This is a genomic window from Microvirga sp. BF8, from assembly GCF_059888585.1.
Genome location: NZ_CM187619.1, coordinates 791115 through 807250, shown reverse-complemented (window position 1 = coordinate 807250; position 16136 = coordinate 791115). Strand labels below are relative to the sequence as shown.

General features: G+C 62.6%; 15 protein-coding genes. 9 read left to right on the top strand and 6 right to left on the bottom strand.

The window, feature by feature from the left end; translation table 11 throughout:
• Positions 1-12 precede the first annotated feature (12 nt).
• Positions 13-315 (bottom strand): hypothetical protein, encoded by a 303-nt coding sequence (locus tag AC522E_RS03825; RefSeq protein WP_500749068.1) that lies wholly within the window; start codon positions 313-315, stop codon positions 13-15.
• A complete protein-coding gene (locus AC522E_RS03820; protein WP_500749067.1) occupies positions 312-1514 on the bottom strand; it encodes a pyridoxal phosphate-dependent aminotransferase in 1203 nt (400 codons plus the stop codon). Before AC522E_RS03820 ends, AC522E_RS03825 begins: the two co-directional genes overlap by 4 nt.
• A 121-nt stretch (positions 1515-1635) precedes the next feature.
• Between AC522E_RS03820 and AC522E_RS03815 the strand changes: the two genes are divergently transcribed.
• The 3 genes from AC522E_RS03815 to AC522E_RS03805 all read left to right on the top strand — a co-directional run bounded on the left by AC522E_RS03815 (position 1636) and on the right by AC522E_RS03805 (position 4291).
• Positions 1636-2625 (top strand): Bug family tripartite tricarboxylate transporter substrate binding protein, encoded by a 990-nt coding sequence (locus AC522E_RS03815; RefSeq protein ID WP_500749066.1) that lies wholly within the window; start codon positions 1636-1638, stop codon positions 2623-2625.
• Positions 2626-2878: 253 nt separating this feature from the next.
• On the top strand, positions 2879-3073 hold the full coding sequence (locus AC522E_RS03810) for a hypothetical protein (RefSeq protein ID WP_500749065.1): 195 nt from the start codon (positions 2879-2881) through the stop codon (positions 3071-3073).
• An 81-nt stretch (positions 3074-3154) separates the two neighbouring features.
• Positions 3155-4291: a PQQ-dependent sugar dehydrogenase gene (locus tag AC522E_RS03805; RefSeq protein WP_500749064.1), complete on the top strand. Its 1137-nt coding sequence runs from the start codon at positions 3155-3157 to the stop codon at positions 4289-4291.
• A 146-nt stretch (positions 4292-4437) separates the two neighbouring features.
• On the opposite strand, the gene AC522E_RS03800 is transcribed toward AC522E_RS03805, so the two are convergent.
• The 3 genes from AC522E_RS03800 to AC522E_RS03790 form a co-directional block, all read right to left on the bottom strand.
• Positions 4438-4776 carry a DMT family protein gene (locus tag AC522E_RS03800; RefSeq protein ID WP_500749063.1) on the bottom strand — a complete coding sequence of 113 codons (339 nt, stop codon included), beginning with the start codon at positions 4774-4776 and terminating at the stop codon, positions 4438-4440.
• A gap of 155 nt (positions 4777-4931) precedes the next feature.
• Entirely contained in the window at positions 4932-5732 is an 801-nt protein-coding gene (locus AC522E_RS03795; RefSeq protein WP_500749062.1) for a C13 family peptidase, read from the bottom strand.
• Positions 5733-5787: 55 nt separating this feature from the next.
• Positions 5788-6042 (bottom strand): SemiSWEET transporter, encoded by a 255-nt coding sequence (locus AC522E_RS03790; protein ID WP_500749061.1) that lies wholly within the window; start codon positions 6040-6042, stop codon positions 5788-5790.
• A 178-nt stretch (positions 6043-6220) separates the two neighbouring features.
• Here AC522E_RS03790 and AC522E_RS03785 point away from each other — a divergent pair, with 178 nt between their 5' ends.
• The 4 genes from AC522E_RS03785 to AC522E_RS03770 all read left to right on the top strand — a co-directional run bounded on the left by AC522E_RS03785 (position 6221) and on the right by AC522E_RS03770 (position 9020).
• On the top strand, positions 6221-6652 hold the full coding sequence (locus AC522E_RS03785) for a DUF3775 domain-containing protein (RefSeq protein WP_500749060.1): 432 nt from the start codon (positions 6221-6223) through the stop codon (positions 6650-6652).
• A 123-nt stretch (positions 6653-6775) separates the two neighbouring features.
• Positions 6776-7321 carry a sigma-70 family RNA polymerase sigma factor gene (locus AC522E_RS03780; RefSeq protein WP_500749059.1) on the top strand — a complete coding sequence of 182 codons (546 nt, stop codon included), beginning with the start codon at positions 6776-6778 and terminating at the stop codon, positions 7319-7321.
• Positions 7318-8049 carry an anti-sigma factor gene (locus AC522E_RS03775; RefSeq protein ID WP_500749058.1) on the top strand — a complete coding sequence of 244 codons (732 nt, stop codon included), beginning with the start codon at positions 7318-7320 and terminating at the stop codon, positions 8047-8049. Before AC522E_RS03780 ends, AC522E_RS03775 begins: the two co-directional genes overlap by 4 nt.
• A gap of 401 nt (positions 8050-8450) precedes the next feature.
• Positions 8451-9020: a fasciclin domain-containing protein gene (locus AC522E_RS03770; RefSeq protein ID WP_500749057.1), complete on the top strand. Its 570-nt coding sequence runs from the start codon at positions 8451-8453 to the stop codon at positions 9018-9020.
• Positions 9021-9131: 111 nt separating this feature from the next.
• Here the strand turns inward: AC522E_RS03770 and AC522E_RS03765 are convergent, their stop codons facing one another.
• Positions 9132-11315, bottom strand: a complete 2184-nt coding sequence (locus tag AC522E_RS03765; protein ID WP_500749056.1) for an esterase-like activity of phytase family protein — start codon at positions 11313-11315, stop codon at positions 9132-9134.
• Between the two features lie 127 nt (positions 11316-11442).
• Here AC522E_RS03765 and uvrB point away from each other — a divergent pair, with 127 nt between their 5' ends.
• Positions 11443-14151, top strand: coding sequence for an excinuclease ABC subunit UvrB (gene uvrB / locus AC522E_RS03760; RefSeq protein ID WP_500749055.1), 2709 nt, complete (start codon positions 11443-11445; stop codon positions 14149-14151).
• Between the two features lie 329 nt (positions 14152-14480).
• Positions 14481-15974: a GmrSD restriction endonuclease domain-containing protein gene (locus AC522E_RS03755; protein ID WP_500749054.1), complete on the top strand. Its 1494-nt coding sequence runs from the start codon at positions 14481-14483 to the stop codon at positions 15972-15974.
• Positions 15975-16136: the final 162 nt, after the last annotated feature.

Genomic DNA, 16136 nt, shown 5'->3' with positions numbered 1-16136 from the left:
CAGGCTGGCGCCTCACGGGTGGGGCGGAACCGCCGGTTCCTCGTCCCGATGCTTGCCCCGCCGGACGATCTCCATGGAAAAAATCGTCACCGGACCCGCCCTCAGCAGGTTCATGGCCGAGACGATCATCTCGGCCAGACGCTCGGGCGTGACGCTGTCGCCCTCAATGTCGAGAATGAAATCCTTCGCCTCGACATGGCCGCCGTTGGTGAAGTCGACCCGGAAGTCCGACTTCACCCGATAGGGCGAATGCTGATCGAGGCGATAGGGAGCTGCCCCGGGATCCGGATGAAAGGTCCGAGGCAGTCGATTCACCGCAGGCTGCCGCAGAAGCGCTGGATGCGGTTGCAGGCATCCTCCAGGGCCGCGTTCGACGTGGCATAGGAGATGCGGAGGTTGGGACCCAGGCCGAAGGCCGAGCCGTGGACCGCCGCGACGCCTTCGGTCTCGAGCAGTTCCGAAACGAAATCCTCGTCCGTGTTCAGCACCTTGCCCGAGGGTGCAGTCTTGCCCATGGCATCGGCGCAGGACGGATAGACGTAGAACGCGCCCTCCGGCATGGGGCACTTCAGGTATTTCGACTGGTTCAGCATCGAGACCACGAGGTCACGGCGCTCCTCGAAGGCCTTCTTGAAGACCTTCAGGTGGTCTTGCGGACCGTTGAGCGCCTCGACCGCCGCCCATTGCGAAATGGAGGCCGCGCCGGACGTCTGCTGGCCCTGCACGAAATCCATGGCGTTGATCAGGTGCTGGGGCCCCCCGGCATAGCCGATGCGCCAGCCGGTCATGGCATAGGCCTTGGACACGCCGTTCATGGTAAGGGTGCGCTCGTAGAGGCCGGGCTCCACCTGCGCCGGGGTGACGAACTCGAAATCACCGTAGGTCAGGTGCTCGTACATGTCGTCGGTGAGCACCCAGACATGCGGGTGGCGCATCAGCACGTCGGTGATGGCCTTCATCTCCGCGCGGGTATAGGCCGCGCCGGTCGGGTTCGAGGGCGAGTTGAGGATGATCCACTTGGTCTTGGGCGTGATGGCACGCTCCAGAGGCTCCGGCTGAAGCTTGAAATTGTGCTCCATCGTGCAGTCGACGAAGACGGGCTTGCCCCCGCACAGGACGACCATCTCCGGATAGGAGACCCAATAGGGAGCCGGGATGATGACCTCGTCGCCCGGATTCAGGGTGGCGAGCAGCGCGTTGTAGATGACCTGCTTGCCGCCGGTCGAGACGATGGTCTGCGATGGCTTGTAGTCGAGGCCGTTCTCACGCTTGAACTTCGCCGCGATCGCCTCGCGCAGAGGCACGATTCCGGAGACGGGGGTGTACTTCGTCTCGCCGCGGCGAATGGCGGCGATGGCCGCTTCCTTGATATTGTCCGGCGTATCGAAATCCGGCTCGCCGACCGAAAGGCTGATCACGTCCCGGCCCTGGGCTCTCAGGTCCCGCGCTTTCTGCGTGATGACGATGGTCGCAGATGGCTTGATGCGGGAAAGGGCGTCAGACAAAAAGCCCATGGGAATCCTCCGATCGGGGCGTTAGAAGGGACCTTGACGGCGGCGGACCCTAGTCCGCATAAGCCGCCCAATCAAGCAAAACGGCCCACCTCCCGTGGGTTTTTGAGGAGTTCCCCTGCCGATGACATCCCACCTGACACGCCGCCTCGCCCTCGGCCTTTTCGCCGGTGCGGCGCTCCTGGCCACCTCGGCCATGGCTCAGGAGTTCCCGACCCGCGTCATCAAGATGGTCGTGCCCTATCCGGCGGGCGGACCGACCGATGTGATCGCCCGCATCGTGGCAGAGGAGATGGGCAAGAATCTTGGCCAGAACGTGATCGTCGAGAATCTGGCGGGCGCCTCCGGCGCGGTCGGCACCCGCACGGTCGCGAAGGCCGAGCCCGACGGCTACACCATCGTCTTCGGCAACAACCAGACCCACGGGAACAACATGTTCCTGCTCAAGGAGCCGGGCTATGACGCGATCAAGGACTTCGCGCCACTGGCTGGCGCCGGCGCCTTCGAGCACGTCTTCGTGGTCAGCAACGACCTTCCCGTGAAGACGATCCCCGAGTTGATCGCTCTCGCCAAGAAGGATCCCGGCAAGCTGAACTACGGCTCCACAGGCGTCGGCTCCGGCTCCCATCTGGCGACCGAATTGTTCATGGCCCGCACCGGCATCAAGATGACGCATGTGCCCTTCCGGGGCGCAGCGCCGCTCGTGACCGAACTGATGGCCGGGCGCATCGACGTGTCGAACTCCACCCTGCCCAGCGTACTGGCCCAGTTCCAGGCCGGCCAGATGCGTGCCATCGGCATCGCAAGCCCGCAGCGCAACCCGCAGGCGCCCGACGTCCCGACGCTGCGCGAACAGGGCATCTCCGATGCGGATGCGGAATCCTGGGCGGCCTTCTTCGCCCCGGTGAAGACGCCCGCACCTGTCCTCGACAAGTTGTCGAAGACCATTATCGCGATCCTCAACAAGCCCGACGTCAAGGAGCGGATCACCAAGCTCGGCTTCACCCTCAACGTCCGCGATCCTGAGGCTTTCAAGCCTTATCTTGCCAAGGAAATCCAGACTTGGGCCGACGTGATCAAGGCCGCCAACATCAAGACGGTCGAGGGCAACTGATCTCCAAAGCACTTCCTGTCAACATCGAAGTCATGGCCGGGCACGTCCCGGCCATTTTTGTTTCACATCCTTCATTGTGCGGCGGTCGAAAATCTGTCCCACTACTTCGCGGCTTTTGCCACAAAGGTTAACGACCCATTAACTCCAAGTCTTGGCCTGTCTTGTAAAAGCACTCTTTTGGATAAGCCTCGGAACTTTCTCGATTCACACCTGTTTTTTCCCGCAACAACTGTTCTGTGCATGGGGAAAAGTGATGAATACCGCCCGCAGCACCAATGCGTACCACGTCGCCTCCCGCGTCCAGCGCCTCGATCCACGGAGGGAAAGCCGCTTTTCGCTTGCTCTCGTCATGCTGATGGGCCTCGCGACGATTTCCGTGATGGCGACCACGACCCAGGCCCTGTCAAGCCACGAAGGCTCGATCAGCCTGACGGCCGTCCTTCAATAAGATGGGCATGATGAAACATGCCGGTTGACGGCAACCCGTAAACGGCTAGCTCTCCGCCCTGTTCGTTCGCCGGAGAGTGTCATGATCCGCTTCTGCCCCGCCTTCGTCTTCATCCTCGGAATCACCCTCTCTCCCGCCTTCGCTCAGGACACGCAGCGTGTCCGCACCGACAAGGTCGAGGTCATCGTCGAGACCGTGGCCCGCGGCCTCGCCAATCCCTGGAGCGTCGCCTTTCTTCCCGACGGGAGGATGCTGGTGACCGAGCGGCCGGGTCGCCTGAGGATTTTGTCGGCGGAGGGCAAGGCCTCCGAGCCGATCAAGGGCATGCCGCGCATCGCGGCCCGCGGCCAGGGTGGGCTGCTCGATGTCGCCCTTGATCCGAACTTTGCACGCAACAGCCTCGTCTATCTCAGCTTCGCCGAAGACCGGGGCGACGGCCGTGCCGGGACGAGCGTCCTGCGCGCCCGCCTCGACGAGGCGGCGATGGCGCTGACCGACTCCCAGATCGTCTTCCGCCAGGAGCCGGCCTATACCGGCGGCAACCACTTCGGCTCCCGACTCGTGTTCGATCGCAGCGGCAATCTTTTCGTGACCCTGGGAGAGCGCTTCGATCTGCGCGATCAGGCGCAGAATCCGGCCAACCTGCTCGGCAAGATCGCCCATATCAGGCCGGAAGGCGGACCCGCGCCGGACAATCCCTTCCTGAACCGCCCGGGCACCCGTCCGGAAATCTGGTCCATCGGCCATCGCAACGTGCAGGGCGCGGCGCTCAATCCCGCAACTGGCGAACTCTGGACCGCCGAGCATGGCGCGCGGGGCGGCGACGAGATCAACATTCCCCGCAAAGGGAAGAATTACGGCTGGCCGGTCATTACCTACGGGGTCGACTATTCCGGCGCGAAGATCGGCGAGGGCACGAAGAAGGCCGGCATGGAGCAGCCGATCTATTACTGGGACCCGTCCATCGCGCCGTCGGGCATGGTGTTCTATACGGGCAACAAGTTTCCGGCGTGGCGCGGCAGCATCCTGGTCGGGGCGCTTGCCGGCCAACTCGTGTCCCGGCTGGAAACGAGCGGAAACAAGATCACCGGCGAAGAGCGCATGCTGCACCAGCTCGGCGAGCGCATCCGCGACGTTCGTCAGGGGCCGGACGGCTTCGTGTACCTGCTGACCGACTCGCGCGAGGGACGGCTCCTCCGCATCAGGCCGGCGGATTGAGACGGCGGCGGTCAAGCAATCCGGACCCGGACGTGGGATCCGCTCTTGGGGTCGATCCGACGCTCACCCCTCCGGTCGGCGCACCGCTTGTTGCCGAAGGCCGGGTCCGCTTTTCACGGACGGGGCCTTTGGGCCCGCACGATGCGCTAGCCCCGGAAGATGAACGCGGCGCCTGAGGCGATCAGGGCGAAGCCGACCAGATGGTTCCAGCCGAGCGGCTCCTTCAGATAGAGCACCGAGAAGGCCGCGAAGACCGCGAGGGTGATGACCTCCTGCATGGTCTTCAGTTCGGCCGCTGAATAGACCGCGGAGCCGATCCGGTTCGCCGGCACTGCGAGCCAGTATTCGAAGAACGCGATCGCCCAGCTGGCGAGGACCGCCATCCAGAGGGCGGATGTCTTGAACTTCAGATGGCCGTACCAGGCGAAGGTCATGAAGACGTTCGAGGCGATGAGCATGGCGACAGGCGCGGTATGGGGATTCATGAGCATTCGTGAAATGTGGGGGGAAGCGTCCCTGCCCTATTCCTCCGCACGATCCTGTCAAGGGCGCGGGATGGAATGGGTGGAGTCACAACCGGGGACGGTGCGGAAAGTTCGTGAGGCCCACGGACGCAGGCCCTTGCCTCAACCCGGCGCGGTCAGCAGGCGCGCTGCGGCTGGAGCATGGCGCAGCCCGCGGTCAGCCGCTCCATGACCTCCCCGCCGCCCGAGATCTGCGGGTTCGAGGGATCGAAGCCCTCGCGCTTTTCGCGGGTCGTCACGAGCTGCCTTGCCCGCTCGAATGCGGCGTTCAGGCGCGCCTCGCTGCGCAGCGCCCGGTTGAAGAAGGCATCGCCGAAATAGGTCCAGGTGGCCCCGTCCTGGCATCCGAAGGAGGGCTTGTCCGCCGCCGCTGCCGTGATCACCAGGGTGCGCTCGTCGGCCAGGGCCTTGGCAAAGATGCCCGAATAGCAAGCGGACACGATGAGAACGCGATTGCGTGCCCGCGTCTCCTGCAGGAGCCGGCCGACATTCTCCGGCGTGACCACGCCCTCCTCCCGCCGGGAAATCAGGCCGATCCCGTCCGGTCCACCGTGGGAGGTGAGGACCAGCACGAGAATGTCCTCGTCCGGGTCGAGCGTCGCACCGGCCGCCCGCGCCGCGGCGAGGAGAGCCCCTGGCGTCGCATCCGAGCGCCGCTTGGTGTTGGACAGGACGATGGTGCGACCCTTGGACCCGATCTGCTGCTCCAGGATGCGGGCCGCGCCCTTGGCCTCGCTCTCGAAGACGCTCTGCGGCCCCCAGAGTCCGAAGGAGAGGATGTAGACATCCGTCTGTCCGGGCCGCTGCGGTTCAAGCCTGAAGGCCTGCGGACGCTGGGCCTGTTGGCTCAAGGCTGCGGTCGGAAGGCCGAGGACCAGGGCCACGCCGACCAGGGCAAAGGTGAAAAACCGGCGCATCGCCATCTCCAGGCAGGCCCTTCGCGAGGAATCCCGTTATCCGGGAAGACCTGTTCTACCCATATCGTAACTTCATTGCCAGGATGAGCGCCACCAGAATGAAGGTGATGCTGTTGGCGAAGATGATCGGCGCGTTCCCGGCCATGATCCCGTAGATCAGCCAGAGCGCGACCCCGAAGGTGAAGGCGCTCTGCGTGGCCAGGGACAGCGCCTTGGTATCCTTGGTCCGGATGGTCCTCAGAGCCTGGGGCAGCCAGCACAGGGTCGTCAGAACGGCGGCAGCGAAGCCAAGGATGTCGAGACCGGACATGGTGGGACCGAATCGGGAGGGAACGTGGCTGCTCTATCACGACCTTTCTGAAAGCCCGATGAAATTCTCGGGCATTCCGCGCAGGCTGTGTCTCCCGCGCCCGCGCCCTACATGAGCCCCGAGGAAGCGATCCGGCGGAAGAAGCTGAACCGAACGCCGCTTTCGGGGTTTTCATGTCATGACGCAGAAAAGAGACTTTTCCCAAGCCGTTTCCCTCAATATCGGAGTCGATAAGGTCTGCGACCTCATCACCCGCGTGAGGGCCGTCGACGTGAAGGAGGGCGTGACCGATCCGGATTCCGGCTCGAACCCCATCGACGACGGCAATATCGACGCGCTGGCCACCAGCCCCGACGACATGACCGAGGAAGAAGTCCGGGAGGTGGTCGCAGGCCTCAACGACGACGAGCGCGCCGACCTGATCGCCCTCGTCTATATCGGCCGCGGCGACATGGAGCCCCAGGAGTGGGCCGACGCGGTGCGGCTCGCCCGGGAGCGGGAGGCCGCCAGTTCCCTCTCCACGGCCGACTGGCTCATCGGCATCCCCAATCTCGGCGATCTCCTCGACGAGGGCCTGAACCTCCTCGGCCGCAGCTGTGACGAGGCCTGATCCGCGGGCCGCTGCGCACTGAGGTTCACCTTTCTTCGCGGCGCCATGCATCCAGGACGCTCGCTTGCGTGTATCGGAAAGATCAGTGAACGGAGTGTAAGGGTGAAGGCCGCGATCGGGAGCATGACGCCCCCTGCCCTCGACTTGAACGACGCCCTTGGCCGGTGCGCCAAGGGCGACCGTATAGCCCTGCGCGCAATCTACGACCTGGAAGCACCGCGGATGCTCGGCGTCGCCATGCGGCTCTTGCGCAGGCGCGCCCTGGCGGAGGAGGTCGTGCACGATACATTCGTGCAGGTCTGGCAGAAGGCGCAGAGCTTCGATCCCGACAGAGGCGACGGGCGCACGTGGCTCTACGCGGTCCTGCGGAACCGCGCCCTCAATATCCTCCGCGGCGAGTCACGCACCGATTTTGTCGACGACCTCGAGCCGATGGGCCTGGTGAGCGACGAAGAAGGGGCCGAAGCGGCGGTGCTTCGCCTCTCCGATACGGGACGTCTCAGGAGGTGTCTCGAGCGTCTGGAGCCGTCGCGGCGGCAGGCTGTGACGCTGGCCTATATCCACGGCCTCAGCCATGGCGAGCTCGCGGGTCGCCTCGGCGTCCCGCTCGGCACGATCAAATCCTGGATCAGGCGCTCCCTCACAGCGTTGCGCGAGTGCATGGCATGACGGACGAGGATCACGACCGTTTGGCCGCCGAATTCGTTCTTGGCCTTCTCGACGGTGAGGAGAAGCTCGAAGCGGAGCGGCTGGTCACGACGGATACCGGGTTTTTCGCGCGCGTCGAGAACTGGCGCCAACGATTTGCTGAGCTCGACCGGACGGCACCGGAACTGCCGGCGGGAGAAGGACTGTGGCGACGCATCGAGGCAGCGCTCAACGAGCCCTCGAGCCGGATCGCCATGCAGAGCCGGTCCACGCCTCTCGCGCCGTCCGTCACGAAGCCTGGGCTTTGGGACAGCCTCGCCTTCTGGCGCGGCTTCGGGCTGGCAGGCGCGCTTGCGGCCCTTGTTCTGGCAGTCGGCCTTGGCTTCCTTCTCGTCAGGCAGCCGGCCCGGCAACCGGTGATGATCGCGGTGCTGCTCAACGATGCCAACCAGCCCGGCGCCGTGCTCAGCACCTATGCCGACGGGCGAGCGGAGCTGGTGCCTCTCGGCGACATGACGATTCCGCACAACCATTCGATCCAGATCTGGACCTTCCCGGACCCGAAGGGCCCTCCCGTGTCGGTGGGCGTCATCAGCGCCGCGCGCAGAGCGCAGCTCGACATGAACAGGATGCCCCAGCTCCATGCCGATCAGGTGGTCTCCGTCTCGGTGGAGCCGATGAACGGCTCGCCGACGGGTCTTCCGACCGGGCCGGTGGTGATGAAGGGTACGGCCTCCACCGCTCTTTGACGGCGGCGGTGCCGCAATTGCGACACGGATTGCACCGAGACTCCCGGCGACGATTCCAGGAGCACGTCATGACAGCCCGTCCGCCCCTGCCCAGCTCTCCGGATAGTGCCGAAGCATCCACGGACCCGCCCATCGGGACCGCTGGTGCCGAACCGCATCACGCGTCCGAACAGCCGTTGGTCACGTCCCAACGCTCGGATGACGAAGAGCGCGCCAGGATGGAACGCACGGCACGCTATCTCAAAGGCCCCACTGCGTTCTCCGCCTGATCGACCTCTCACAACAACGTGAAGCGCTTCCTGCATCCAGCAACGCGGACGATGCGTACCACCCTCGAAGGTCAGCCTTCGATCACCGGCGTGCCGCCGGGATCTTCAGCAATCAATTGAGGTATTGGACTTATGAAAATTCGCATCGCCTGCCTTGGTGCCGCGCTGGCGCTCGCAGCCCCGATGGCCGCGCTCACCCTTCCCGCCGTTGCAGAGGAAATGATGACGACCGTCGGCGGTGCCCCGATGTATCCGTCGAAGAACATCGTCGAAAATGCGGTCAATTCGAAAGATCACACGACGCTCGTCACGGCCGTGAAGGCGGCCGGACTTGTCGACACCTTGTCGGGCAAGGGGCCCTTCACGGTCTTCGCACCGACCAACGCAGCCTTCGCGAAACTTCCGGCCGGTACGGTCGAGACGCTCCTCAAGCCAGAGAGCAAGAAGGCGCTGACGGGCGTGCTGACCTATCACGTGGTCGCCGGAAAGGTCACCGCGAAGGAACTCCTCGACAAGATCAAGCAGGGCGGCGGCAAGGCGACCCTCAAGACGGTCGAAGGCGAGACCCTGACCGCGACAGCGGCCGGCAACGGCGTCGACATCATGGACAAGAAGGGCCAGACGGCCCGCGTGATGATTCCCGACGTCATGCAGTCGAACGGCGTCATCCACGTGGTCGATACGGTTCTTCTGCCGGGCTGATCTCATCCTGACGTTGCGGCTGCGCGTCCCCTTTTGGCCGCAGCGCAGGGTCCCGGGCAGAGCGGCGGCCCTCTCGCGAGAGGGCCGCTTTCATGCCTGTTCTTTGCGGTTTTACATCTTCCCGAGCTTGAGGAACTGCGTCTCGCCGGAGGAATCGTCGACACCGTCGTTGTCGGTGACGATGAAGGCATCGCCCGCCGCGTCGATAGCGAAGCCTTCGACCTTGTCGAGCACGTAGCCCTTGGCGCTCTTCAGATCGGGCAGCAGGTCGCGCAGCGCCGTCTTCTTCACCACCGGCAACTCGCTGCCCAGCGGGGCGGGCTTCATGTCGGAGAGTGCGACTGCGTAGAGTTTCTTCACCTTCGCGTTTCCGGCGATCTGGTTGTCGCGCTCGATGATGACGACCCGGTCACCGGCAGCGGTGATCTCGGACAGGCCGATCCAGCCGGTCTCGGTCTTGTCGAGCGGATAGCGCACCGCACCCCATGTCTTCGTGGCGGGCGTGTATGCGAGGAGCTTGACGAAGCCCTTGCCGTCATCGGCCCATTCGCGCTGCACCGCCAGCCAGATCGTCTCGCTCGCGCCCGAGCCTGTGACGGTGACGCCCTCGTAGCCGTAATTCTGCGCACCTTCCTCGAGGCTCGCCGGCAGGGCGATCTCCTCCTGGATCGCACCCTTCGCGTCGACCTTGATGAGAAGGTTCTTCATGTCCTTCTTCGGGTTGCCCTCGGAGGCGAGCCAGAAGCCGCCGTCGCTCGCCATGGCAATGCCTTCGAGATCGAGCTTCTCCGCCGCAGCGCCACCGCGCGTCACCGGGGTCTCGGCCACGATGGTCGCGGGTTTCGTCGTGGCGTCGATGGTGAGGATGCGCGGCGCGGCGCTGTAGACGCTGTCGGTGACCGCATGGAGCCTGCCCGGCTGCGCCTTGTCGGCGGCAAGACCCGAGAGTGCGCCCCAGGCGATGGGAAGGCCATTCGCGCCCTTCACGGAGCGGATGGTGGGATAGGCCGGAGCTTGCCTCTCCTTGCGTTCGTAGATCATCACGTGCGGGGCGACGCCGCCTTCGCCGTGCAGATCCGCCTCGCTCGTGGCGATGAAGAGGTTACGGGCGGGCAGCGCCAGCAGGCCCTCGGGGCCGATGCCGGTCGGCAGCACCTGGACGGGCTCCGGAGCGGCGCCGGTATCGCGATAGACCCCGACGACGGAAGCGCGCTCGGAGCCGACGAAGAGCAGCGTGTCGTTGCCGTAGCGCGCAACCTCGACGCCTTCGATCTCGACGCCCTTCTTGTTGCGCTTGTCTGGGTAATGGCCGAGGGCGACGATCTCATGCTCCAAACGAGCGCCGGATTCGTAGGCCACGGTGCCATCCCTGTTGAAGATGGTGAATCCGCGGCTGCCGCCCTTCCAGTCGCCCTCGTTGGCGGTGACGAAACGGTTGCCGTCGATCCAATGCACGCCGTCGGGCTCGCGCGGAACAGCCTTCATGCTGCCGGTCAGCTCGATCCTGCCGTCCTTCCTGGTGTCGATGTCCTTCAGGTCGACGGTGCCTGCGGAGTAATGTGCCTCGACCTTGCCGGTCCTGCCGTCGACGATGGCGATATGGTTGTTCTCCTGCAGGGTGACGACCACCTTGCCGTCCTCGTTGATGTCGACGAATTCGGGCTCGGGATCCTCACCCGCGACGGCGGCGAGGCCGGTCATCGCCACGGTCTTGAGCGCGGCGCAATCGAGCGCATCGTTCTTCAGCGCTCCGATCACGAGCGCGCCCGCCGGCATCTGCGGCAGCGCGCCATCGTTCACCTTCTCGTCGCGCTCATTTTCGATGGCGATGGCAAGCACCTCGCCGCGTGCGGCGACGGAATCGGGCTGGCCGGGAAGCATGCACTCGCCGGCGATCGTCTTCGTCGCGAGATCGACGATGACGAGCTTGCCGCTCGGCTTCGTGAAGCTCTCGGAGGTGTTGACGGCGACCAGAGCCTTGCCGCCGACCACCTTCACCGAGGTCGGCTCGCCACCGACCGCGAGCATCCCCCCGGGGGCAGGCCTCACCGGGTCCGCGATGTCGATGAAGCCGATCGCCTTGTTGGGGCTGTCCGTATAGACGAGGAGCTTTCCGTCCTCGCTCGCGGAGATGATCTCCGCCACCGTCGAGGCCTTCCTGTCCGCATCCTGCGGAAGGTTGGAGGTGATCGGGAAGCTGGCGATCCGGTCGAAATAGTCCGCCGCCGAGGCCTTCAGGGCCGTGCCCGAGAGAAGAACGACGGCGAGCGCGCCGGCAATGTAACGACGGTCCATGATGAGGCCCCACTGGATGCTTGAACGGTGCGGCCGTCATGCCTCCGCCTCATGACGGGCGGATGACGGCACGGAAGCGGGGCTGCCCACCCTTCCCAAGGCAGGCGATTTGTACCATATTCGTTCCATGGCCAAAGCACCCAAGAAGCCCAAGCTTTCCACCGGGAAGGCGTCCAAACCTGAGCTCAAGCCGCTGGATACCTATCTGGCCGATCTGCTGAATCCCGCCGTCAACCGGGAGCGGAAGGCGGCGGAGGGCTTTGCCGAGCGTGCGCAGGAAACCTTCATCCACGGCGATGTCGAGGATGTGGACCCGGCACTGGCCAAGAAGCTCGGCCTGAAGGGGCCCGACGACGGTCCCGACGTCGCCACCGACCTCGGCGACATGGCGCCGGACGTGAACGGCGTATCCGCCACCGTGGACGCGTTGACGCGGCTGCTGACCGAGGGCGATCCACGCTTCAAGGACGGCAAGCCCTGGGTGCCGCACCGCCCGCCCCGTCCGGAGAAGTCGGAAGGCGGCATTCCGTTCAAGCTCGTCTCGGAATTCAAGCCCTCCGGCGACCAGCCCACCGCCATCGCGGAACTGGTGGACGGCGTGCGCCGGAACGAGCGCGACCAGGTGCTGCTCGGCGTCACGGGCTCGGGAAAAACCTTCACCATGGCGAAGGTGATCGAGGAGACGCAGCGTCCCGCGCTGATCCTCGCGCCCAACAAGACTCTCGCCGCGCAGCTCTACGGCGAGTTCAAGTCGTTCTTCCCCGAAAATGCGGTGGAATACTTCGTCTCGTATTACGACTATTACCAGCCCGAGGCCTATGTGCCGCGCTCGGATACGTATATCGAGAAGGAATCCTCCATCAACGAGCAGATCGACCGCATGCGTCACTCGGCGACCCGCGCCCTGCTCGAGCGCGATGACGTGATCATCGTCGCCTCCGTGTCGTGCATCTACGGTATCGGCTCGGTCGAGACCTATACGGCCATGACCTTCTCGGTGAAGGTGGGCGAGCGCATCGAGCAGCGTCAGCTCATCGCCGATCTCGTGGCCCTGCAATACAAGCGCATCCAGAACGATTTCGCCCGTGGTACGTTCCGCGTGCGCGGCGACGTGATCGAACTGTTTCCAGCCCACTTGGAGGACCGCGCCTGGCGCATCGGGTTGTTCGGCGACGAGATCGAGAGCATCGTCGAGTTCGATCCGCTCACCGGCAAGAAGACCAACGACCTCTCCTTCGTGAAGGTCTATGCGAACTCGCACTACGTGACGCCGCGCCCGACCCTGCAGCAGGCGGTGAAGGGCATCCAGGACGAGCTGCAGCACCGCCTTCAGGAGCTCACCCGCATGGGCCGCCTGCTGGAGGCGCAGCGCCTGGAGCAGCGCACCCAGTTCGACCTCGAGATGATCGAGGCGACGGGCGTGTGCAACGGCATCGAGAACTATTCGCGCTACCTCACCGGCCGCAAGCCCGGCGAGCCGCCGCCGACCCTGTTCGAATACCTGCCCGACAATGCCCTCGTCTTCACCGACGAGAGCCACGTGACCGTGCCGCAGATCGGCGGCATGTATCGCGGCGACTTCCGCCGCAAGGCGACGCTGGCCGAATACGGCTTCCGCCTGCCCTCCTGCATGGACAACCGGCCCCTGCGCTTCGAGGAATGGGATGCCATGCGGCCCCTGTCGGTCCACGTGTCGGCGACGCCGCAGAAATGGGAGATGGAGCAGACCGGCGGCGTGTTCGTCGAGCAGGTCATCCGTCCCACGGGCCTCGTCGACCCGGTGGTGGAAATCCGCCCCGCGCGCAGCCAAGTCGACGATCTTCTGCACGAGGTGAAGGAGCTCGCCGCCAAGGGCTTTCGCGCCCTCGTCACCACGCTCACCAAGCGCATGGCGGAGGACCTCACCGAATACCTGCACGAGAACGGCGTGCGCGTGCGCTACATGCATTCGGACATCGACACCCTGGAGCGCATCGAGATCATCCGGGATCTCAGGCTTGGCGCCTTCGACGTGCTGATCGGCATCAACCTCCTGCGCGAGGGCCTCGACATTCCCGAATGCGCCCTCGTCGCCATTCTCGACGCCGACAAGGAAGGCTTCCTGCGCTCAGAGACGTCGCTGATCCAGACCATCGGCCGCGCCGCGCGCAACGTGGAGGGCAAGGCGGTTCTCTACGCCGACAACATGACCGGCTCTATGCAGCGCGCCATCGCGGAGACCAACCGCCGCCGCGAGAAGCAGCTCGCCTACAACGCCGAGCACGGCATCACGCCGCAGAGCGTGAAGCGCAACATCGCCGACATCCTGGAAAGCGTCTACGAGCGCGACCACGTGTCGGTCGATACCGGGCTTGCCGAGAAGACCGTGGGCCACAACCTCAAGGCCGTCATCGCCGACATGGAAAAGCGCATGCGCGAAGCGGCGGCGAACCTGGAATTCGAGGAAGCCGCGCGCCTGCGCGACGAGCTCAAGCGCCTGCAGGCGACGGAACTCGCCATCAGCGACGATCCGCTGGCCCGCCAGGGACAGGTGGAGCGAGAGGCGGGCCGCTATTCCGGCTCGCGCAAATACGGCCAGAGCGCCAACCTGCCGCCGAAGGGCCTCCCCCCCTCCCCCGAGGGCGCCAGCGCCGGCGACGAGGACGCCGATGCCTACGGTCCCATCGGAAAGGGCCGCTCCGACGAGGGCACCCGCATCCGCAAGCCCGGCCTCGACGAAATGGGCCCCGGCACCGACCGCGAAGTGCCCCTGAACTTCAGGGAACGCCCCCTGCCGCGCTCGACCCAGGGGCATGGCGGGCAGAAGCCGAAATATAAGGGGCGCAAGGGGCGGTGAGCTAAGCAAACTGCGAACTCGGTCACCGCTATGCCCCGCTTGTCACTGCGGACGAGCCTGGCCCGGGCTGCATAATGCCATCGGCTATTCCAAGCCAACTACACAATGCATCAGCCCAGCTTCGGCACATAGATGCCGTGCGATCGAGCCTTGAGAAGGAATCGTACTTTCATCAGCTTATGCAATATTGTGACAAGCTGCCGACTAGAGCTTAGCCGTAATTGGTAGGTGTCCTTGACCGAGGCACATTTCCTTCAGACCTCGAGCAAAATCGCGTTCATTTTACGCTCTAGCTTGTGTAGTAATCTTCGACCACAGGGTTCTCACCAATGTACGTTCAATCAAAAAAGCGGGCTCTCGACAAAATTTATAAGCGCCGGGATCGATATGAGATCCCTGATTGGCAACGCGAAGAAGTATGGGACACGGTTAAGAAGCAGGAGCTCATTGACAGCATTCTAAGGGGCTGGAAACTTCCCAAATTCTACTTCCTTAAGACGCAGGACGAGCCGGAAGAGTTCGAAGTTGTAGATGGTCAGCAGAGAATGACCGCAATTTTTGAGTTTTTTGATAACGTTCTGCCTCTATCACCAGCTTCGGCGAAAGCTTTTGGCGGAACTTATTATAAAGACTTGCCAAGCACTAGGTCAGACGAATTCGACGACTTTGAGATCGATTATGATGAGATTACAGATGCGACAGATCAGGAGATAAAATTATTCTTTCAGCGTTTACAGCAAGGCCTGCCTTTAACCAGCAGTGAGAAGCTAAACTCAGTACACAGCAAGCTTCGCAATTTCTGTCGTACACTTGCAAAGCACAATTTCTTTAAGACAAAAGTTAGCTTTTCAGACAAACGGTACGCGTATTTTGACATCGCAGCGAAAGTTGCTGCCATTGAAATTGAGGGCATTGATACGGGATTGCGCTTCGATGACCTAAGAGCTCTTTTTGAAAGTCAGTCCAATTTTTCGGATCGTTCTGCAGTTGCGCAGCGCTTAATCGGGACCTTTGACTACCTAGATAAGGTGTTTCCGTCAAAGAGTGTTCAACTTCGCAATCGTTCGATGGTACAGTCAATAACAACTTTGGCTGCCCGCATCATTAGGACGGGTCGTAGTGCCGGTACTGAGCAATATTTCTACAAGTTCGTCAAAGATTTCTCCGCGGAGCTATCTCGGCAAGTAGAACTAGGCCTAAATGCAACGGATACTGATTATCTACTTTTTCAACGATCCATTAGCGCGAATGTTAAGGGCAACACCCGCACAAGAGATGAAATATTACTAAGGAAAATGTTGACTCATTCCCCTATCTTACTAGGAGTTTTTGATCCAACGATCGTTAAGGAAAGCGGCCTTAATGCAGAAATTAAGAGATTGGGAGGGTCAATAACCGACCTAATTGAAAAGCTGAATGCGAGCCATTCCGCTAAAACCGGAAAAGATCTCTTTAAACCAACCAACAAAACACTATCTGCTCTCAATAAATTGGGCAATACAATTACAGACTATCCGCACTACAAGAGTTATATTGAAGGGCTTTATTTTGTTTTTTGGGAAAGCATAGGCGAGAGACTTGGTGAAAATATACCACAATCATTTCTGGACGTTAATGCATTGAGGAATGATCTTCAGCATGATTTGGATCATGGCAAGCAAAAAGCCGCTGCAGCAAAGCGGAAGAAAGTAGGATCGGTATTCGCGAAGTACTCTGGGGCCGCCACACCAGGGACTGTTACACCAGAATATTTTGCAGTGTTCCAAGCGAGCTTGCTCAATTCCATTGAAGCTGATTTAAGATTACTTTTGATCACTACATGAACACTATGATGTAGCAGCTTGTTTAAATTTTGTAGTATCAAGGCAGGGTTATCTATTGTCTCAGAAATCGCTAAAAACTCAATTACATCCAACCGCCGTTCGCCGCCCTCAGACATCGCCACGAGGGACTGTGGCTTTCCCAGACGCTCAGCCACTCCGACC